This is a genomic window from Rothia mucilaginosa (genome assembly GCF_019334805.1).
Taxonomy (GTDB): Bacteria; Actinomycetota; Actinomycetes; order Actinomycetales; family Micrococcaceae; genus Rothia; species Rothia mucilaginosa_C.
The window spans coordinates 128,866-149,132 of record NZ_CP079822.1; the positions used below are offsets into that span (position 1 = coordinate 128,866).

17 protein-coding genes are annotated in these 20,267 nt (G+C 57.2%); all 17 read right to left on the bottom strand.

The annotated features are described in order from the left end of the window. Window positions 1-221 precede the first annotated feature (221 nt). Window positions 222-3,122: an endonuclease gene (locus tag LPB405_RS00530; RefSeq protein WP_219101492.1), complete on the bottom strand. Its 2,901-nt coding sequence runs from the start codon at window positions 3,120-3,122 to the stop codon at window positions 222-224. A 78-nt stretch (window positions 3,123-3,200) separates the two neighbouring features. Further along, the gene (locus tag LPB405_RS00535; protein ID WP_219101494.1) at window positions 3,201-5,969 is read right to left on the bottom strand and encodes a DUF6493 family protein; all 2,769 of its coding nucleotides are present in this window, start codon (window positions 5,967-5,969) and stop codon (window positions 3,201-3,203) included. An 82-nt stretch (window positions 5,970-6,051) separates the two neighbouring features. Next, a complete protein-coding gene (locus tag LPB405_RS00540) occupies window positions 6,052-7,461 on the bottom strand; it encodes an SWIM zinc finger family protein (RefSeq protein ID WP_219101496.1) in 1,410 nt (469 codons plus the stop codon). A gap of 190 nt (window positions 7,462-7,651) precedes the next feature. After that, complete coding sequence (gene secG / locus LPB405_RS00545; RefSeq protein WP_012903590.1) at window positions 7,652-7,909, bottom strand: preprotein translocase subunit SecG; 258 nt, start codon at window positions 7,907-7,909, stop codon at window positions 7,652-7,654. A 108-nt stretch (window positions 7,910-8,017) separates the two neighbouring features. Then, window positions 8,018-8,482, bottom strand: a complete 465-nt coding sequence (locus LPB405_RS00550; RefSeq protein WP_049349692.1) for a hypothetical protein — start codon at window positions 8,480-8,482, stop codon at window positions 8,018-8,020. 227 nt (window positions 8,483-8,709) lie between these two features. Then, entirely contained in the window at window positions 8,710-9,486 is a 777-nt protein-coding gene (gene tpiA, locus LPB405_RS00555; protein ID WP_005509126.1) for a triose-phosphate isomerase, read from the bottom strand. 244 nt (window positions 9,487-9,730) lie between these two features. After that, the gene (locus tag LPB405_RS00560) at window positions 9,731-10,306 is read right to left on the bottom strand and encodes a histidyl-tRNA synthetase (protein ID WP_219101498.1); all 576 of its coding nucleotides are present in this window, start codon (window positions 10,304-10,306) and stop codon (window positions 9,731-9,733) included. A gap of 69 nt (window positions 10,307-10,375) precedes the next feature. After that, the gene (locus LPB405_RS00565; RefSeq protein WP_219101499.1) at window positions 10,376-11,257 is read right to left on the bottom strand and encodes a DUF6318 family protein; all 882 of its coding nucleotides are present in this window, start codon (window positions 11,255-11,257) and stop codon (window positions 10,376-10,378) included. 2 nt (window positions 11,258-11,259) lie between these two features. Continuing rightward, a complete protein-coding gene (locus tag LPB405_RS00570) occupies window positions 11,260-11,862 on the bottom strand; it encodes a DUF6318 family protein (RefSeq protein ID WP_049337663.1) in 603 nt (200 codons plus the stop codon). A gap of 58 nt (window positions 11,863-11,920) precedes the next feature. After that, window positions 11,921-12,787 (bottom strand): DUF6318 family protein, encoded by an 867-nt coding sequence (locus tag LPB405_RS00575; protein ID WP_049341304.1) that lies wholly within the window; start codon window positions 12,785-12,787, stop codon window positions 11,921-11,923. 14 nt (window positions 12,788-12,801) lie between these two features. After that, window positions 12,802-13,563: a DUF6318 family protein gene (locus tag LPB405_RS00580; protein ID WP_219101501.1), complete on the bottom strand. Its 762-nt coding sequence runs from the start codon at window positions 13,561-13,563 to the stop codon at window positions 12,802-12,804. Window positions 13,564-14,075: 512 nt separating this feature from the next. Continuing rightward, the gene (locus tag LPB405_RS00585) at window positions 14,076-14,822 is read right to left on the bottom strand and encodes a DUF6318 family protein (protein ID WP_257604928.1); all 747 of its coding nucleotides are present in this window, start codon (window positions 14,820-14,822) and stop codon (window positions 14,076-14,078) included. A 121-nt stretch (window positions 14,823-14,943) separates the two neighbouring features. Then, window positions 14,944-15,534 carry a DUF6318 family protein gene (locus tag LPB405_RS00590; protein ID WP_219101505.1) on the bottom strand — a complete coding sequence of 197 codons (591 nt, stop codon included), beginning with the start codon at window positions 15,532-15,534 and terminating at the stop codon, window positions 14,944-14,946. A gap of 469 nt (window positions 15,535-16,003) precedes the next feature. Next, complete coding sequence (locus LPB405_RS00595) at window positions 16,004-16,876, bottom strand: DUF6318 family protein (RefSeq protein WP_219101507.1); 873 nt, start codon at window positions 16,874-16,876, stop codon at window positions 16,004-16,006. Then, entirely contained in the window at window positions 16,873-17,487 is a 615-nt protein-coding gene (locus LPB405_RS00600; protein ID WP_257604929.1) for a DUF6318 family protein, read from the bottom strand. Before LPB405_RS00600 ends, LPB405_RS00595 begins: the two co-directional genes overlap by 4 nt. A 157-nt stretch (window positions 17,488-17,644) precedes the next feature. Next, the gene (locus LPB405_RS00605; protein WP_219101509.1) at window positions 17,645-18,583 is read right to left on the bottom strand and encodes a DUF6318 family protein; all 939 of its coding nucleotides are present in this window, start codon (window positions 18,581-18,583) and stop codon (window positions 17,645-17,647) included. Between the two features lie 325 nt (window positions 18,584-18,908). Beyond that, window positions 18,909-20,132, bottom strand: a complete 1,224-nt coding sequence (locus LPB405_RS00610; RefSeq protein ID WP_219101511.1) for a phosphoglycerate kinase — start codon at window positions 20,130-20,132, stop codon at window positions 18,909-18,911. Window positions 20,133-20,267: the final 135 nt, after the last annotated feature.

The window sequence follows — 20,267 nt, forward strand, 5'->3', positions numbered from 1 at the left end:
TAAGAAAAAGATATTTCAGAAAGTAGGACTCTTCATGATCCGCCATTACCTATAGATTACTCCCGCCCCGCGAGGGGGGTCAAGCCGTTTCGTCACCGAAGCATACTAGGGAGTTTCTACTAGGGGGTTTCTACCCACCGGTGAGGCTCTAGCTAAGGGGCAAGTAGCCTCACCGGCAGGTAGGTTTTTCGGACTAGGACTCTCGGACTAGGACTCTCGGACTAGGACTCCCCCAGCAGGGCGAGCGCAGCTTCGCGGGCGGCAAGCGCCTCCTCCGTCTCGCGGGCAGGCACGGCGGCTAGGGCGCGTAGTGCCTTCGCCATGACCGTGGAGCCCTTCATCTTCGGTTCCAGCTCCGCAGGAATCTCAACCGGCGTGCCGTACAGCTCGGCAAGCTCCACGGCAAGACGCACATAGTCGCCGCCCTTCGTCAGCCCATCAACCATCGGCAGCAGCAGACGCAGAACCTGCAGCACACGCCAACCCGCCAGCGGACTAATAGCCGACACCTCACGCAGGGTCGCCACCAGGCGGTTCGGAAGAACCATCCCGTCCTCCAGCGCCCACTTCAGGGTCTCAGCGAAGGTTGACGCATCCAGCAGGCCCGCCTCAAAGAGTGCCGCAATGGCCTCTGCCGCCGCCAGACGGTACTCAGGATTCTTCGCGCTCGCCACGTAGCCGAGCAGGGTGCAGGTCGGGGCGCCCACCTGCACGGTGGACTCCCTCAACGCGCGCATTAGTACGGGAACGGGGGTGACGGTCTTCTCCTCAACGCACTGCGAAGCGGCAAACAGGAAGTATGCCGAGAGCAGGTCCGGGTTGTTCTGAAGCAACCAGGACGCCCACTCGGTGAGCACGATAATATAGTCGCCCCGCCACCCATCGACGCTATCGAGATTCAGTAGGCACACGAAGGGAATCAAGGCGGTGTTTAACACCTCGTAGGCGATGGCTTCCTCGGGGCTCATGCCAGCGGTTGCGTGGCTCAGCGCCTCGCGCGCCTCATCCGCAGTATCCACGATGTCGCCCTTGACCTGCCACATGGGCTGGTACTTCACGAATTCCTCAACGTTAAAGTTTTCGAAACCTGCCTCGCGAAGACGACCCGACCTGCTGGCCTCCTGGTATTCCCAGACTCGATCATTGTCGAGACCACGATTGAAGCCGCTCCAGGGCATATCCAGACCAGAAACAGTACGATAAGTCCAGTCACTGTAGGTAAGCTGACGGGCGGGTAGTGGTGCGCTCAGCAGACGCACCGTGCGTCCTTCCGTGTGGTACTCTCCCCCGGCGGCGACGGCACGCATCTGCTCGCGGAAGATCTCATAGAGGTCACGGTAACCCTTCAACGGCTTGTAGTCAGCATTCCAGAGATGGTGTTTATTCTGAATAGTCAGACGTATCATCTCTTCCTTGCTCAGGAGCGCGTTACTCGGGCGAGCTCGTGCAACCATCTCACTACGGTCGGAATACTGCAGGAGCGGCGTCAGCTCGGGTAGCTCCCAGGATTTGCACCCCATGGCCTCGGCGTTAGCTTCCAATACTGCGCGGAGAACAGACATGTAAGCGACGTTGTTGTAGTAATATTCGCTGGCAATCTTGCGCAGGGTACGCAGTTGCTGCTGACCCGCCGGTGCCAGCTTGTCGGTCGCGGCAAAGTGGTAAAGACGAGCCAGGTTCTCTCCCCTAGTGCGGGGAGATTCGTCCCCGGTAATTCGACCCGAGGTGGTGTTCGACTCTTCCGTAATGAGGGTGCAGAACTCATCCAGATTCGCGATGGATGCGACGGGTTCTCGGTGCTCAACGCCGGGCAAGAGCACCGGCGGTACCTCTACGGAGGCGCCCGCCGCCTCCGCCTCTTCCGCCTGGGGTAGGCGGTCTTCGGGCAGGCAGGCTTCCGCGGCGCCGCGCAGTTCCAGGGGTAGCACCTCGTAAGCCTCAAGGATGCGCTCAGCAATGTATTCGGCGAGCGCCAGCTGCTCGGCGGTTTGCGCCTTCTTGCGCTTGGCTTTGCTCAAACCAGCGTACTGGGTGGCGATGAGCTTGAGCAGGCGCAGGGCACCGCGCTGAATCTTCTTCTCGGTGCGGTAGAGGTTCGCGCCGAGTGCGTCAATGAGCTGTTCCAGCTCGACCTGTTCGAGCGGTACCAGCTCTGCGTTTTCGTTCTTCTGCAGGGCGGCGGGTGCGCAGGCTTTGAGCACGTTCTGCAGCATGGTCTGGGCGAAACCAACCGATGCGCTCGGTTCGGCGGTGAGGACAGCCATAAGCTGCCCGAAGCGTGCCCGGTTCTCCTCATCGGTGGGCTGCAGATCGGTGTAGACGGAGTGGAATGCCGCCGAGTTGAAGGCGCTGAAATCGCTGGTCAGGCCACGTAGCAGGGCGTCCAGAATCTCGTCGCGGATGTCGAAGTATTCGCCCATGAGGCGGCACAGTTCCGCGCTTTCGCCCATGTAGTTGCCATAGCCCTTGAAGAGCACCCCTTCGGTGCGGAAAATCGCCCAGAATTCCTGGTCGAGCAGGGTCATGTCACGGGTGAAGAAGGTTTTGAGCTGGGCGTGATTACTGGTGCTTCCCTTCTTCACGCTGGGCAGGGCTTCGTGCAGGAAAAGGACCAGGTATTCGGGGGCATCGCAGCTCAGGTTGCGGGCGCGAAGTAGCGTGTAGCAGGTTTCCCAGATCTTCTTCGAGCGCGCCCAAGAGTTCGGCAGCCCCTCAATAAAACGCAGAATCCACTCCTCGGGGCGTTCGGTGGCGCCGAGCAGGAACGCGTCAATCAGCTGCTGATCGGGTTTACCTTCCCAGAGTAGGGTGCGCATGGCGCGGCCGGCGGAACGGTGGTATTCCCACGGGTCACCGTCGGGGGTGCGCACGAGCGCCCCGGCAACGTAGGCGGCAAGCGGGGTGCGGTTAATGTGGTCGCTACCGATCACGCTCTTAGGGGTGAGGGTTCGGGCGAAGGATGCGCGTTCCTCCTCGGTAGCGCCTGTGATGACGGCGTGGTATTCCTGCACGTCAGTTGATTCTGCCTCCATAAGGGCTTTGAGGGCGGCGCGGCGCTCTTCGAGGGTGCGCTCACCTGCGCTGTGCTCGTTAGGGTTATGCGGCTGGGCGGTATCAGTCATTGGTACCTGCTTTCAGAGTTGATGGTGAATGGTTGTGAAGAGTTGAACGGAAGTGTTGAACGGGGACCGGTTGAACGGTTAGCCCTGCACCTGGTTGAGGATATTCCGGGCGTACCGCGCCTTCTGCGAAGAACCGGTCAGCGAACCCAACCAGGCACGCAGCGGCTCATCCACGAGCTGCGCACGGGTGGCAGGGTCGAGAGTCGCCAACGCCTGGCTGAAGGCGCCCAGCAGCTTACCGAGCGAGTTCGCCCCGGTATCCAGGTGCGGTATGAGGCACGCGAAGAATCGCACCGCCGCCCACGCATCCAGCTGGGCGAAGTCGGTGAGGGCAAGCGCCCAACGGTTCAGCATCGCCAGCGGCACAAAGTCCACGAAGCCTGCGGTGGCGTCCTCAAGGCTGAGCTGGTCGTCCAGCACGCGGTGCATGATTTCCACGGCGAGGGAACGAACCTCGACGCGCTGCTCCGAGAAGCCCGCGGCGAACACGAATGCACAGGCGGGACCCCACACGCCGGGGTGCGCCGCCAAAGCCAGGTAGAGTTCACGGTCGAAGGCGCTATGGTCCAAGCTGTACCAGTTGCTACTAGCGCAGTAGAAAGCCAGCGGTTCTGCCCGTGAGGGATAGAGCAGGGCGTACTGTCCTTCTTCGCTGTGGTGGGCGGTGGCGAGTCCGCGGAAAGCGTTCAGCTCGGGGGTGGAAGCACCGTGCGCCACCCCGTTCAGCTGAAGGCCCCAGCTTTTTTCCCTCTGGGTTACCGTGATGGATTCCAGGTAGGGGTTGACGCGCCCGGTGGCGAGGGTACCGTCAAGGGCGGAGCGGAGCACACGAATCTGGGTAGGAGCAGAGCGCGGAGCGTCCTGCCCAGCGTTCTTCACGTATTGCTCTTCGAGGCTTTCAAGCAGGGTCAGCGCCTCAGCGCGGCGGTTCTGCGCATCCTGTCGCTGCTCGTCAGTAGCGTACGGAGGTAGCACCTCCGGCACGCGCACACGCAGTAGCGCCGCCGTAAAATCCGGGCGCAGGATGGGGGCTCCGTCAGCCAGGTTCTTGGCGTACCGGCGCACCAGGGTATCCGGATGCACCCACCCACCGAACAGCTCAGGGGTGGCGATCGGCGTGTAGCTCTGCCTGCTCTTCAGCGCGCCGAGGGCATCCTTGAACCCGGTGCTGAAGAACGCAGCGTGGCGGGAGTACATGTAGTGCAGGTTCGGCACCGTACCGGGGTCTTCCTTCGGGGTCATCTCCGATGCCTGCGCGCGCTCACGCAGCTTCCCGGCGGCGGCAAGAACCGTCAAATGCACGCGCATATCGAACCAATCCAGACCCCAGTGGTTCAGCTTTTTCAGGCAGAGGGGAACAAGCTGTTCGAGCAGGTTCGGGCTCTGCGCGGTGCCGTCGGCGCTGAGCAGGTAGGCGGTGAGCAGTTCCAGCTCCAGCTCGCATCCGGCGTGCGTTTCGGGCTGGTCTGCTTCGTTGAGCGTGTCGGGGATGGCGCAGGGCGCGACCTGGTGGTGCAGGAGCGCACGGGCGCGTTCTTGCACGTCGGATGCAGTAACGGGGCGCACGGGGGTGTCCCAGTACCGGTGGATTGCGGTGCGGGAGGCGGCGAGCGCCTCCGCGGCGGCGGCCTCAATGTCAGCAGCTTCAGTGAGGGCGCTTTCCTCACCGCTCCCCTGTCCATTCTCCAGGTCTTGTGCTTCTTCAAGCAGCGGCGAGCCGTTCTCCTGAATCTGCGCCACAACCAGCGGATCCAGCTGGGAACGGTAGTCGCGGTAGAGTTCACGGGCACGCTCAGCGAACACGATAACGTCGGCGCTCGCGTCCTCAGCGGCACCAGCCTGCACCCATTCTTCGAGGTGGTTGAGGGCGGCGGCTTGAACCTGCGCGTGGGTGTGGCTGAGCGCCATGACCACAGCGTCTTCGTAGGCGGCAGCGTCGAGGGTGCCCGCCCGGTAAAGCGCCTGGAGCATGGTCAGGATTTTGAGTGCGTTTGCCTTGGTTCCGGCGCATACGGCGGGTGCCGCGTAGGCGAAAGCGGCGGCATCCAGCGCCTGCGGGTTTTTGCTCCAGAGGCGGTGAATATGCTGCACGCCGAGGGTTACGCTCGGACCGATGGGCGAGGAGAAAAGCGTCAGAAATTCGCTCTGACGTGCCGCGATTTCTTCAGCGGTGAGTTTAAGCCCGGTGACCAGGCGTGAAAACCAGCCGACCCGGTACGCCGGGAAGTCGCTCATGAGGGAGCTTAAGAGCGCGTCAATGAGGCGGTCACGGCTGATCAGCCCGGTTTCGGTGGCTTCGATGAGGGCGCAGGACCAGCCGGGGTTGTTGACCTTCTGTGCGGGCTTGTAGGAGTCGCGCTGGGTGAGGGATACGTCCCGGTTACCTTCGACGGCGAGCATGCCCCAGATGAGCTCTTCACGCAGTTGCTTATCTTCACGCAGCAGCGGGAGGATCAGCTCGCGGTCACAGTTGATGAGGGCGGTGTAGTATTCCTCGTTGTGTTTGAGGCGCGCCCCGCCGTAGAGCTCAGCTAGGCGCATGGCAACGCCTCCGGTGAACCAGCCGAACTCTGCGTAGGCTTTCACGCGGTCCTGCGTGACGGTTCCGGGCGTGTTTTTGCCGAGCTGGGATCCGTAGGGGGTGGTGACAATGTCGAAGTACTGCCAGCGGCGGTAAATCTGTTCGAGGGTGCCACCGACCGCCAGGATATTGGCGAGATTGCGGTTGAAGTGCATGATGTCGCTCCAGGTTTTCTGTTGCCTGAGGAGCGGGTGAATGACTTCGCCGGGAAGCGGCTCGGTGATGACCCCTTCGGGGAAGGTGTGCGTTTCGGGGCGTTTGCTCATGGTGGTCTTTCGGGTGGAAGCTGAGGCGAGCTTTTGGGGCGTCGTCTTTTAGCGCGGTGCGTGGTGCGCCGGGGCGTTTACCCTAGCCGGCGGCGTGTTCTCGGTAGAGAATGCTAACCGCCAGCGCGTGCTTGCAGGGACCGCGCGTACCGCGGTACTTCAGCCACCAGGGGCAGGAGCAGAGGTACCCCTCCACAGCGTACGGGTCGGCGGGCAACACCACGGTGTACGTATTCTCGCCGCTGCGCACGCTGTACTCACCGGTACCGTGCTCCCCCGCCCCGACCCGCTCAATGGCGCCGGAGTCGGCAAGCTTTTTCGCGCCGACCAGGCGCGGGTGCATGGCGGTCAGCGCCTCCGGATGCACGGGCAGCGGGCGGTGGAAATACTCGCCAGCGTGCGCGTCAAAACCAACCTGACCGGAGGAAGCCAGCAGGGCGAGGGCGTCGCGGGTTGCCGCCTCGTCCAGGCCGGCGCGGGCAGACATGACGGGCACGTCAATGCGCGGCTCGAAGGAGAGCAGCACGCTGAGCATGTCAGCGTTCCGGGCGGTGTTCGGGTTAGACAGCGCCTGCAGCACGGACCCCTCACCTGAGAATCCGCGTGACTTTTCGGGGCTCAGACCAATACTCAGGCGTGCGCCGGGCAGGTGCGCCACCCACACGCTGGGCACGGGCGCGTTACCGGCGGTTACGGGCTCGCTGTAGGCGTCCAGGCGCTGAATGTGGCGGATGAGCGGCTCAAGCACGCGCAGACGCTCGGGGCCCGCCACGCATACGGATCCGGCGGTGGCGCGGGTGGCAAGCCGCAGGGAACGCACGGCGCGGGTCGCCCACAGGACCGCCTTGGTGCTGGAGTTACGCGGCAGGGAGTGGATGAAGGTTCGGGCGGCGGCAGCGTCCAGGCTGTGCACGGGGCTCATGCGGGATGAGAGCATCTGCGTTTCTGCAAAGCCCTTGAGCCAGCGGATGGGCAGCGGCACTTTTTCTTCCATGACGGAGCCGTCAAGGGTGGTGGTGAGCAGCCCGTCGTCGCCGACGTTCAGGTGGATGGGCTCCCCTGCCCTGAGGGAGGCGAGCGCGGCACGCAGGGGCGGGTTGACGTCTACGTTGGTGACGCCTACGGCGCTGTGGCTGGCGTCGAGCGCGCTGGAGTCAACGTCGAGGCGCGCGTACACTCCGCAGCAGGCGCTGAAGGATTCGAAGCGCAGGCCTTCGGCGGTGCTGGTGACGACGGGGTCTGCGGCGCGTAGGGCTCCGGCGAGGGAGCTGGGCGGCACGTAGAAGCGGGTGCGGGCGACCCTGGCGACGACCAGTAATGCGGTGGCGTAGACGTCTGCTCGTTCGAGGAACCCGGAGAAGAAGTACGGGTGGGAGGCGGCACCTTCAGGGGTGCTGCCGCCGCTGGTGGCGAGGCTGAGCGCGCGGGAGTCGGCGCCGTCGATGAGGGCTGACGGGGCGGTGTACGTGTAGTCGAGGGTGTAGGCGCTCATGGCTTCTTTGCCTTTCGTATGTGGTGTATATGTCCTATCATGCCGTAAAGATTCGCGCCCCGCTACCGCTTTCGTCATTGCCGTTTGGTGCATAAAAAATCCCCGGCATTCTCGGTTGAGAAGTGCCGGGGAGAAGCTCTATTGGCTCACCCTCGGTGGGGTGGGCGTGGGCTCTGATGAGAGGCTCTGACTAGACCACAATCTGGCCGTTGAAGCGCAGGGCCAGGCCGTACAGGACCACTGCGATAACCCAGATGACGATTACGGTCACGGTCAGGCGAATCAGGTTCTTCGACGCCATACCGGAGGAGTTCAGGGAGTTGGTCATACCGCCACCGAACATGTCGGAGAGGCCGCCGCCCTGACCGCGGTTGAGCAGCACAAGCATCACTGCGATCACGCTGGTGATGGCAATGATGACCATGAGTACGTTCATGATGACGTCCATGGGGACCTTCCTTCGTTGTCTTCTGGTGGGGTGCCTGGGCTGCGGGGCGCAGACAGACGGGTTTAACTATACGCTACAGCCGCCATTCGGTCACGTTGAGGCGGCTTTTTACGCGGCGCGGTTGGTGCGGCGCTGGTACTCGCTGGGGGTCAGCTGCAGGGCCGCGGGCCGGTCGGTGAGCACGCGCTGGGCGGTGAGCTCATCGCCCTCAGTGTCGTAGGCGCGCACGTACCCGCCGTCGATGAGGTAGTAGGTGAACTGCTGCGCGGCTGCCCAGTAGGCGCCTCCTCCGGCGTAGAAGCCCTGGTCAACCCAGTCGCGCAGGGTGAGGGTCACGGGGATTTCCGGTGAGGAGGTACGGCTGTAGAGCTGGTCGAGGAATGCTTCTCGGCGGCTCTCGAAGTACTGGTATTCGGGCGAGGGTTCCTGGTATTCTGCGCCGCCTGCGTAGCCGATGTTGCCGCCGTCATTGCCGGGTAGGCGCGGGGCACTCACTTTGCGGTTGCGCAGGTAGCTGTAGAGGATCATGCCGACGAGGGCTGCGACGACCAGAGAAAAACCAAAGCTGAACATGCCGTTAAGTGTACGGGGCGAACCGCGGGGTCGGCGTATTCTGGGCGGGTTTTGCGGTTAGGGGCGAACGCGCCCGGCTCTTACACCTGAGTCATACACCAGCCTTCCTACGCTCGTCTCTTGCCCCCCCGCCGCTAACTCGGTGGCGGTTTAATGGTTCAGCGCCCGGTCGGGTGGGTACCCGCCGGGCGCTGTAACGCTATGAGACGCTGTGGTGCGTCGGGGTTTTATGCGTCGAAGCGTGCGATTGCTGCGAATTCGTCAGCCTGCAGGGATGCGCCACCGACGAGCACGCCGTCCACGTCTTCCTTGCCCATGATGGAGGGTGCGGAGGAGGACTTGACGGAGCCGCCGTAGAGAACGCGGACCTTCTCTGCAACGTCTGCGGAGTAGAGCTTAGCGATTTCTGCGCGGATTGCTGCGGACATTTCCTGTGCGTCGTCTGCGGTTGCGACCTTGCCGGTGCCGATTGCCCAGACGGGCTCGTATGCGATGACGAGGGTTTCTGCCTGCTCTGCGGTCAGACCTGCGATGGAGCCGCGCAGCTGCTCGAGGGTGTACTCGACGTGGGTGCCTGCTTCGCGGATTTCGAGGGGCTCACCGACGCAGAGGACGGGGGTCAGGCCGTGCTTGTATGCTGCCTGGACCTTTGCCGCGCACAGCTCGTCGCTTTCGTGGTGGTAGGTGCGGCGCTCGGAGTGGCCGACGAGCACGAAGGTTGCGCCGAGCTTGGAGAGGAATGCGCCGGAGATTTCGCCGGTGTATGCGCCGGAGTCGTGGACGGAGAGGTCCTGGCCGCCGTAGAGGATGTCCAGCTTGTCGCCTTCGACGAGGGTCTGCACGGAGCGGATGTCGGTGAAGGGCGGGAAGACGGCTACTTCGGTTGCGGAGAAGTTGAAGTTTGCGTCGTCGAGGGTCCATGCGAGCTTCTGGACGAGGGTGACTGCCTCTGCGTGGTTGAGGTTCATCTTCCAGTTGCCTGCGATGAGGGGCTTACGCGACATAGTTCGCTCCTTAGCTTTCCCGCGCGGTATGCCGGGCGGGGTTGTTGTTCGGAATTTTCCTTTTCTATTTTAGAGGGTTGGCGGCATATTTTCACTGGTTCGGCGCGGTTTTATGCTGTGCCTTGACTATTCTCACCCCGCGTTCGCTGATTGCGCGGAACCCCGGATACGAAGTACCGGCAGGGTGGAGCTTAGGGGGCTCTACCCTGCCGGTATTCTGCCGGTGATGTTTGTCTACGGTGTGTTAGTAGCCGCCTCGGAGAAGGTACGAGGTGTAGCAGAAAAAGACAATCGTCAAAACAATCACAAGAAGCGCGGTAGCGCGCGCACTTATGGCGAGGGAACGACCCCAAGGCAGCTTTCGGGTAGCGATCTTCTCAACGATGAGCGCCGCAAGAGCACAGTAGGTGAAGCAGACACACAGCAAAACAACAAACGAAATGATGAGAGTAGCCGTTGCTACCGAGGAAGATTCCCAATAGGCGTAATACATCCAGAGGTAGGGACTATTTGCAATGAAGAAGGCCGTGAATCCGCCGGTGGGGAGGCAGATAAGCGAGTACAGGCCCATGCGCTTAGGCTCTGCGGGCGCGGGTGCTACCGCCTCGGCGGGAGCTGCGGAGGCGACACCAGCTGCAGCAGGGTCATGCTCGGGGCTCTGGAGGACGGTTGCGGCAGGTGCCGCAGTGGCTTCTACCGTGATGCTTTCTGCAGCGTTGTTCTGCACGGTATTTTCCTGTGCAGCATTGCTCTGCACAGTATTGTCCGGCAAGTGGCTAGCCTGCGCGGGCACGCCGGGGTTCTGGGGCGACTGTTCCATATGTCTCCTAGGGTGGTTGGTGTGGTGTGGTTATCGGTGAGGGCGTGCGGCTACCGGGAAGGTGGGTTCTTATACCTCTAGTCCTTCGAGGGAGAATCCCGGAGGGTATAGCGGCGTGGCGTCCTTATCGTCTTCCACGAGCACCCAGCGGCCGCGCAGGTGCTCCGCGCAGAGGAAAGCGTATTCTTCCTCACCGGTCTTCAAGAACTTATCGATGGGTAACTTCTCCCCCGTTTGGGACACGTAGAAGACAGCCTCATCGCGAATACGTCGTCTTGCCTGATATTCGCTGATATTACGGCTGTTCTTTTGGCGTCTACCGATACCGGGAATCGTAACCTGTACGCGGTACACGTCCTGATTGGCGATAAGCCAACCGCGGTTTTCCCGGTACAGCCGAAGAAGCTCGGGAGAAATGATCTCTTCGGGGTTGATTACTTCAGAGAGCGGTTTGGTATCTCCGGTGTAGTAGAAATAGTTCAGGGCGGCATAAAAGTACGCTTGAAAAATGTAGAAACCACCGCGGTTATACTCATTCATTCCCGGCTGCAGAACAGGGTACGGCACATTCTGGGCGGCACGCTCTTCGGTGGCGGGCACGTACCTGCCGTTGCGTTCATAGGCGGTGTACACCATAAACCCCGCTGCGCTTCCACGGTCTACGTAACCAGCATCAAACTTCTCGTCAGGTTCTAGAGCGATTAGTGCCCTATCCCGTTTAAGAAGGCGTATTTTCTGCTTTTCCTCATTGGTGGCGAGGATACCGGTCTGTCGACCGACGAAGAGGGCACCAAGGGCTCCCACGCCTGCTACAGCGAGGGTACGACGAGAAAAACGGGGCTTTCGCGGCTCCTGCTGATGAGCAAGTAGCTGACCAGAAGATACCGGAGGAGCTTCCTGGGAGGAATTCTGCTGGGCGCTCGTCTCCTGTTCCTTACGTTGGGGCTCCATTGTTATGCCTCCTTCTTTTCGGGGATGAAGTGGATGTCCCATCCGGGATCGAGGAAACGGGAGCGCAGGGTGCCGTGGATTGCTCCGTCGCGAAGGAGTCCGCGCGTGTCGAATTCGGTGATGGGCTGTAGCTGCCCGGTATCTTTCCGGAAGACTTTTGCTTCGGGGAGGATGTCGAATTTGACGTTCCAGTCGAAGATTTTTTGTTCTTCGTTGTGGATGCGCGGTTGTGCTTCGAGAATGTGCATGGTCAAGATTTGTTGGTTGGGGGTGATGACCCAGCCTTTTCCGTCGTCAAAGATATCTTGGATGGCGGGGAAGAATAGTTCTTCGGCGGTCATTGCATATTCGAGGCGGCGCGAATCGGATGCCAAAAGCATATAGTTTTGGCATTGATAGTAGTAGATATTATAGAATTCCAAATCAGCGGACGTTAGAAATTTAGTAAACGTATAGCTGTAGTCTGGCGGCGGCGCAGAATATGCAGGGTGTTGCTGGTCTGCCGGGGTATAAATTCCAATCATGTCAGTATCGACAAGATGGTATGCTCCCCTATAGTCCTCTTGGTTGAAGAATTTTTTAGTCCACTCCGGGTCGACAGTCATTTCCTCTCCTTCTAAAAATATGTCTCTGATCGCCAAATGCTATTTTGAATTCACGAATCTATTTCGTGTATCCGGCGACAGAAACACCCTTGGGCAACAAAAGATCCCCTTGTAGATTTTCGTCAACGCTTACCCAGCGTCCATCCAAAAACTCTCCGTAGAAATCTATAGTTGGGTGGCGGTCAGTATGAAACATATCCCGAAAATATTTCACTTCGCCGGTATCGCGATACACAAAATAGGCGTCTCCATATATCGACAATTCCGTCTGCAGCTTGTATATTTTTCGTCCCTGAATCTCTCGGCTACCGTATCCGTGAGTTTCCACCATATACGATTCAATTTCTTGATCCGAAACAATCCACCCCTGGTTATTGGCTATAAATTCGTACACATTGGGAAAGATAACTTTCTCGGGGTCAACAATCTTTGCTAGGGGTTCAAGATCACCGGTCAAATACCCGTAGTTCTTGGCAGCGTTATAGTAGGCGAAGAACAAGTACATACCTGAAATATCGTATGTATTCATCTTCTCGCGGATAACTGGGTAGGGTACATTCTGTGCGGGTGCCTCACGGGTTGCGGGAACGTAGAGACCGTCCTTGCGGTATGCGGTGTACACCAGCCGACCAGATAGACCTGCTGCAGTATTCTTGTAGCTTTCCTCTGCAATTGTTGTTGCAGGCTCGGCGGCGGCTAGTGCTTGGTTTCGCTTCCATGAGGCATCTTCTTGCGCGATTCGCTCGTTTAGCGAAGCTTTCCAGTTTGAGCCAGCCACATACAGACCCGATGCTGCGGCAGTGCCTACTACAGCAGATCCCAGTAACAGGGCACGACGAGAGATTTTGGGGTTCTTTTTCTGCTCTGATGGGTTATTGCCGGTTGAGGATTCCCGAAGAGCAGGAGTGTTATTGTTTTCCTTCACTGTTTTCCTTTCCTTTAGTTCCCCTGCACTGGGCCATATGTGGGGGTAAAGTTGACTTCCCACTTGGGGTCCAGGAATCGACACACCATAGTTCCGTAGATGGACCCACCTGTAACAATGTTGCGAGTGTCAAAATCAGTAATCGGGTAGAGCTTTTTCTCCCCCACGATAAAGACTTTCGCCTCTGGTTTCAGGTCGTATCGAACGTTAATTTCGCATACGTGATTTGCTTCATCCACAATACGGGGCTGAGGTTCAAGAATCGTGAAATTAAGAATTCGCTGGTTCGGGGTAATGACCCAGCCACTAGCGTTGTCGTAGAGTTCTTGAATGGTGGGGAAGAACAATCCGCCTAACATATTTTCAAGATGAAGTCGTCGCGAGTCTCCGGATAGAAGCATATAGTTCTGATAATTTGCATAATAAGTGACCGCGATATTCATGGAAGAAGCCGTCATATTACGCTCATATGTGCTGTTGTAGTATGGCGGCGGCGCTGCGTATGCGGGATGTTCTTCCATTGCCGGTTCATATATGCCGATATTAAATACATTTTTTGGATCATTGATTGCCTTGCGGTAATCATAATCGTCATGGAATGGTTTTGCGTAGGCATTGTGCTTTGGAGAAGCGCTAGCTGTTGCCGAAGGGGTTTCTTTTGAGTTATTTTCTTTGGTTTTTGGCGTGGATGAGCAGGCGCTCAAAGCTAGGACGCTACCAACGCCAAGCACGCCCTTCATAAACCCTCTACGAGAAGTAGGGTAAATAATACTCACAGCAATAATCCTTGAGGTTACATAAATTTTCTACATTTGTTGGGAGTTGAAATATCTACTGCATCAACTTACAAAGAACATTCATTGTTCAGACAACAAATGAAATCATTAAACGAATACATACCTTTAGCGAGTCAGCATCTAACTTGTCGGCGTTAGATGCTTGAGCCGCATCGTGAGAGCCGCGTTGTAAGAGCTTTAGCGCACTCACCTTGAAAAGGCACAGGGACGGCATAAGCCTGAAAAGTAACCATAAATTTAGCTTCCGGAAGTTGAAGTTGATGTGACGGTGAACGAGCTTCCTCGCCCACCCTTCAAGGTAACACACGCGCCCGCGGCACACGAACCCAGCAGGACGGATTCCACCTCCCGTTGCTTCCACCTCCCATTGTTTCCACCTCCCCCAGCCAACCGCGAAGAGCCCACCAGGAAAGCCCAGCAAGAAACCCCCGCCAGCACAGTACCAAAAGTACTGCCCGGCGGGGGTTCCTCAAGAAGCCACATGGAGAAAGCTACAGCTGCCCAAATCCTCGCGGGTAGATCGGCTCGTAGGTGTTACGGTTGCTGTAGCCGTCGCGGTCAACCACAATCACCCACTGCCCACGCAGATGCTCCACAGCCAGCGAGAAACGCCCCAGATACCTCAAATATTTGCGGATATCCTGCTTCTCACCCGTCTCAGTCACATAAAACGCAAGGTCCTTAGCCTTAGTCGTGTACAGGGTACTCACCAGGATATTTCGACTCGTATTTTTAGCCTTTTCACCCGCAACAAGATTATCAGCAACGTTGGCGCTCAGCACATTCTTATCAGCCGAGATAACCCACCCGCGCTTCTCCCTGTACAGGCGAAGAATTTCGGGGTGTAGCACCTTTTCCGGGTCCGTGACCTTAGAAAGAGGCTCAGTATCGCCCGTGTGGTAGAAGTAGTTCATCGACGCAAAGAAGTACGCCAAGAACGCGTACAAGCCGCCGCGGTCGTAGTTATCCATTCCGGGCTGCTGAATAGGGTACGGCACGTTCTGCGCCGCCTGCGCCTCCGTGGCAGGAATGAAGCGGCCCTTACGCTCAAACGCCGTGTAGACGAGCGGCCCGGAGGAAGGCCCCATAGTGTTCAGCGCATCGTACTTCTCCGTGGGTTCCAGGCGCACAAATTCCTGGTCACGCTTCTTATCGGTTTGGGATTCTGAACCCATCTCGTTGAGCAGTTTGGTACCCCAGCCAAAAGCTATCGCGACGAGGGCGGCGCCAGCGAACACGCCAGCCCGTATAAACCTGGCGCGAGATATCACACGCCTCATGTACGCTCGTTGCTCGTTATATCCGGGTCCGCCGTATCCTGGTCCACCAAAGTTATTCGTCATGTTGCTCTCCCCTCCCCTAACTCAAACTATTTTCTGAAATGAATTGGACGGGCCTCCACTCATTCGTGAATTGTGTGCGTAGAGCCCCGTGTATTGCGCCGTCACGGATCAGACCGCGCGTATCAAAATCGGTGATGGGGTACACCTGGTTCGTGTCTTTGCGGTACACCTGAACTTCGGGAAGAATATCGAACCGCACATTCCATTCCACAATTTTTAGCGTCTCGTCGATGAGGCGCGGCTGCCCCTCAAGCAGGTTCATGGTCAGAATCTTGGGATTAGGAGTAATGACCCAGCCCCTGCCCTCTTCGTAGAGGTCCTGAATAGTTGGGAAGAACATTTCTTCACTGATATTGTCCATCCTCAGAACTGCAGGTTCGGAGGCGAGAATCATGTAGTTTTGGCAGGCGTAGTAGTAGCCCAGGTAGGGACGCAGGTTTGACACCTCGTAAGCACTCGACGTGTACCTCACCCCAGGGGCGGGTGCTGAGTAGGCGGGGTGGTCCCGGTTTGCGGGCGTGTAGGGCCCGATCACGTGGTCGGCAACATACGGGTATGTTCCGGTGTAGTCTTTTTCGTCAAAAAGCGTTTGAGCGTTTACGGTCATTCTTTCCCTCCTTGGATTCCGTATTCACAAGCTATCGAGTTCACGAGCTGCCGAGGTGGTTCTGGGCTGCTCGCGGGCGGCTAGGTTCAGCGCCTGGGCGTCTTCGCCCGTCCGCCTTTGGCTGTCCGTCTTGCTTGTCTGTATTTGCTTGCCTGTAGAGGTGCGTGCACTCCCTGCCTCGCTCCCCCTCGACTATCTTGAGGTTGCCGGCCGGGGTCCTCTATATTTCCAGTCTATTAGAGCTATTCCTCTGTGTCCCCGATAGAAGCGGTACGCTGCGGAATCCACAGCATATAGCCAGGAAACAGTATGTAAACACCCGCAAGGATAACTAACCAGGCATGCGCAGGTATGCAGAAACCCCCGCCGGAACGGTACCGAAATACCGCCCCAACGGAGGTTCCTGTTCTAAAACTCTGCGCCAAATCTACTTCCCAAATGGAGTATTCAGCAACTTCCACATATCGGTTTAGTATCTTATTTTATGAAAACCGGGAGGATATAGAGGCATCAAATCATCTTGATTGTTAATCAAAACCCATCGCCCTTTCAAGTTTTCTACATATGAACTAAACCTACTGCTTTTAAACGTCTCATAGTGGTCAAGGCGAATCTTTTCCCCCGACTCTGGAATAAAGAAATGCCCTACCCGGTGAAGAAAAGATTCCACACTACAATCAAAAATATTCCGCTTAGTATACTCAAATCTTTTACCCGGGGAAAAAGCAGCAGAATTAATGGATACCTCATTAAATATCTCATCATCACAGATAAGCCATCCGCGCTTTTCTTGATAGAACTGGAGGATTTCAGGCTCAAGAACATCTTCCGGCTTCACTATCTTAGAAAGAGGCTCAGTATCTCCCGTGAGGTAAAAATATTTCAGAGACGCATAATAGTAAGCAACAAAAACATATAATCCGGACCTGGTGTATTTATTCATACCCGGATGCAATACAGGGTAGGGAACATTCTGCGCCGCGTGTTCTTCCGTTGCAGGAATATACCGCCCGCTGCGCTCATACGCAGTGTAAATGAGCAATCTACTAGATTTTTCGAGCTCCTCCTGATAGTCGTACGGCTCTTTCGGTTCCATGTCTATATATCTTTGGTGCTGAAGCCGTAGATGCGCTTCCCGTCGCTCATCATACGTTCCCAGCAAGCCAGCACGATACCCCGCAGAAACGAGTAGCCCAACACCCAAAGCGCCTACGCCCACTCTGCCTAAAAAGACACGGCGGCTAACGGGACGGTTCTTCCGAAGTTCAGGCTGATAATTGGGTTGGGAATATGGGTCGGAATACGGGGTTGGATATGGGTTAGGACCGCTGTTGATACTCATGATGCCTTCTCCTCTGACGCATTGTTGGTACCTTCTGGGATAAAACTGATTGTTGGTCTTTCTCCCTTTGTTCTCACCGTTCTTACCGTTCTTACCGTTCTTACCGTTCTCATCGTGCCATGTATTGATCCGTCACGAAGCAGGCCACGCGTATCAAATTCAGCGATGGGATGCATCTCTCCGGTATCTTTTCGATACACTTTTGCCTCGGGATGAATATCAAATCGCACCTTCCACTCAGTTACCTCTTGCTCCGAGCGTGTAATATGCGGCTGGGCTTCAAGAACGTGCAGGCTGAGAATCCTAGTATCAGGTGTAACTACCCAACCTTTACCCTCTTCGAAGAGATCTCGAATAGCCGGGAAAAAGTTTTCATCCTCCCTCCACGGGTCTTCTAAACCCCTTATATCAGACGCTAAAAGCGCATAATTTTGGCAGGAGTAATAATAGATATAATTGAAAAGCTCCCGAACAAAGCTAATTGCTGATTGCCGCGTATAATCATAATCCGGGATAGGTGCAGAATATGCGGGATGATCCTGATTCGCCGGAATATACTCGCCAGTTAAACAAGCGGTTGCTAACGAATACTCTCCCGAGAAATCGTCCATGTATATAAATTCCTTAGGCAATTTTTCGCTATCTATCATTTTCTTCTTCCTTACACTCATCTTTGGACGTACAACAAAACCCACTACGGATGGGGCTTAATAGGGAGGCTGGCAGCTGCTCGCATCTCCTAACTGAGGTTACATTAAGAACCAAATCTTAAGATTTACCGGTATGGGAACCATCTGCAGGGTACATCGGTGTCCAGTCCTCGTCCTTCATCAATAGGGTCCACCGGCTGTTCAGATGCTCAGCTTCCATCCTCTCTCCATCGTCGTACGATGATTCTCGCCCCAGAGGACTCCGATATTTGTAAAGAGATAATTTTTCACCAATACTTGGAATATAGAAATACCCTATGTAGGATTCTTTCTCCTCCACCCCCAGTAAGCACCTTAGAATGTGTCGTCCATTCCGCTCAGACATCGATACCTCATCCGGACTACTCGTTGGGAAATAAATCCACGCCTTGCACACATCATCTTTCGATATAACCCATCCGCGCTTCTCCCGGTAAAGACGAAGCATTGTTTCAGGAAGGACAGCCTCCGGCTCAACAACCTTCGACAGCGGCTCGGTATCTCCCGTGTAATAGAAGTAGTTGAGGGCCGCACAAAAATACCCCATGAAGGTCAGAAAACCCTGCAGACTATATTCGTGCATCTCCGGTTGAGGTACAGGATACGGCACATTCTGGGCGGGGTGCTCCTCAGTCGCGGGCACAAACTCACCGCGGCTTTCGTAGGCGGTATACGTAAGAGGAACATCCTTATACAGATAAGACTTATCGATTACCCCCACGAATTCTTGATCCGGTTCAAGAGCAGCCAAAGCCCGATCCTTTTGAGCCTGCTGTTCTTTCTCTTCAGCTTCCTGCTTCTTTTTACGTTCCTCTTCAAGCTCCTCCGGAGTCTTAATCAGGCCCGTGCACCGGCTAACAACCGCTGCCGTAAGAACACCTACGCCGGCATACCCCAGCGTCCGCCGGGAAAAACGCTTCTTCTTCTCTGGGCTCTGCGTATGATTCTGCCCCGGGTTCTCCTCAGAGGTCTGCTCCGGAGCCTGGCTCATTGAATTGCCGTCATTGTTAGTGGTCATTGGTGCTCCTCCACAGATTTCGTGAAATACCGCGATGTATTTTATGAAGTTGCAGCCCCCGTACCACGTGTAGCAGACGATGCCCCGTAGGCCGCGGGAACCTCTACAATTCCAGTCTAGTAAAGCCGTCTCTGCCCCTCCCAAGTACAAGCCGCGTACCCAGGGAACCCACAGCATATAGCCAGGAAACAGCCCCAAAACCCACCCGCATAGGGTAAGCCGGGCATGAGCGGGCATGCAGAAACCCCCGCCGGAACGGTACCGAAATACCGCCCCGACGGGGGTTCCTTACACTAAAACCGTGTACTAAACCTGTGCATCCAGATTAGGCGCCCAGTGCCTCCAGGCCGGGCAGGGTCTTACCCTCAATGTACTCGAGGGAAGCGCCACCACCGGTGGAGATGTGGCCGAACTGCTCATCCTTGAAGCCCAGGTTACGGACTGCAGAAGCAGAGTCGCCACCACCAATGATGGAGAATGCGTCAGAGTCGACGATAGCCTGTGCAACCGCGCGGGTACCCTCAGCGAAGGGAGCAATCTCGAACACGCCAACGGGGCCATTCCAGAAGATGGTCTTTGCGCCCTTAATCTTCTCAGCGAAGGTCTCAGCGGTCTTGGGGCCAATGTCCAGACCCTCAGCCTCTGCACCCAGCTTGCCGCCGGTCAGGTCCTCAATGGGGCGGATCTCGGTGTTAGCATCAGCGGAGAATGCGTCAGCCCAAACAACGTCCACTGCGGTGATGATCTCGGTGCCCTTCTCGGGAGCTTCCTTCATGTAACGCAGAACGTTCTCGACCTGGTCCTTCTCCAGCAGCGACTGGCCGACCTCGTAGCCCTGTGCGTATGCGAAGGTGTAGCCCATGCCGCCACCAATGAGGATGGTGTCAGCCTTGCCGATCAGGTTGTCAATCACAGCGAGCTTATCGGAAACCTTAGCGCCACCCATGACCACGACGAAGGGACGCTCGGGGTCGTTCAGGGTCTTAGCCAGAACGTCAACTTCCTTCTTCACCAGGTCACCCAGGTATGCGGGCAGACGCTTAGCAACGTCGTAGACAGAAGCGTGCTTGCGGTGAACTGCACCGAATGCGTCGTTCACGTATGCGCCGTTCTCGCCGGTCAGTGCGACCAGCTCGTCAGCGAACTCGCCGCGCTCTGCGTCGTCCTTGGAGGTCTCGCGTGCGTCGTAGCGGACGTTCTCAACGACCAGAACTTCGCCGTCAGCCAGGGCTGCTGCCTTAGCCTTTGCGTCCTCGCCTACCAGGTCGGTTGCAACCTTCACGGGCACAGATGCCAGCTCAGCCAGGCGTGCAGCTGCCGGTGCGATGGAGTACTGGGGGTCGACCTTGCCCTTGGGGCGGCCCAGGTGTGCGGTCACGATAACGCGTGCACCAGCCTTGGCAAGCTTCTCAATGACGGGCAGGGATGCGCGGACGCGGCCGTCGTCGGTGACAACGCCGTCCTTCAGAGGTACGTTCAGGTCGGAACGGACGAGAACGTGGCGGCCTGCGACGCCTTCTTCGAGCAGTTCGGACAGTGCCTTAGCCATAGGAATTCCTCCTGGATAGGTGGGTTTATATACCGTTTCCATCATACCGAATACTAGGGTGTTTGACAGCCTAGTAAATAGTTTTTAGATGGTGTTTCTCCGCGGAATATCGCGGATATTCGCACTCTCTATCAG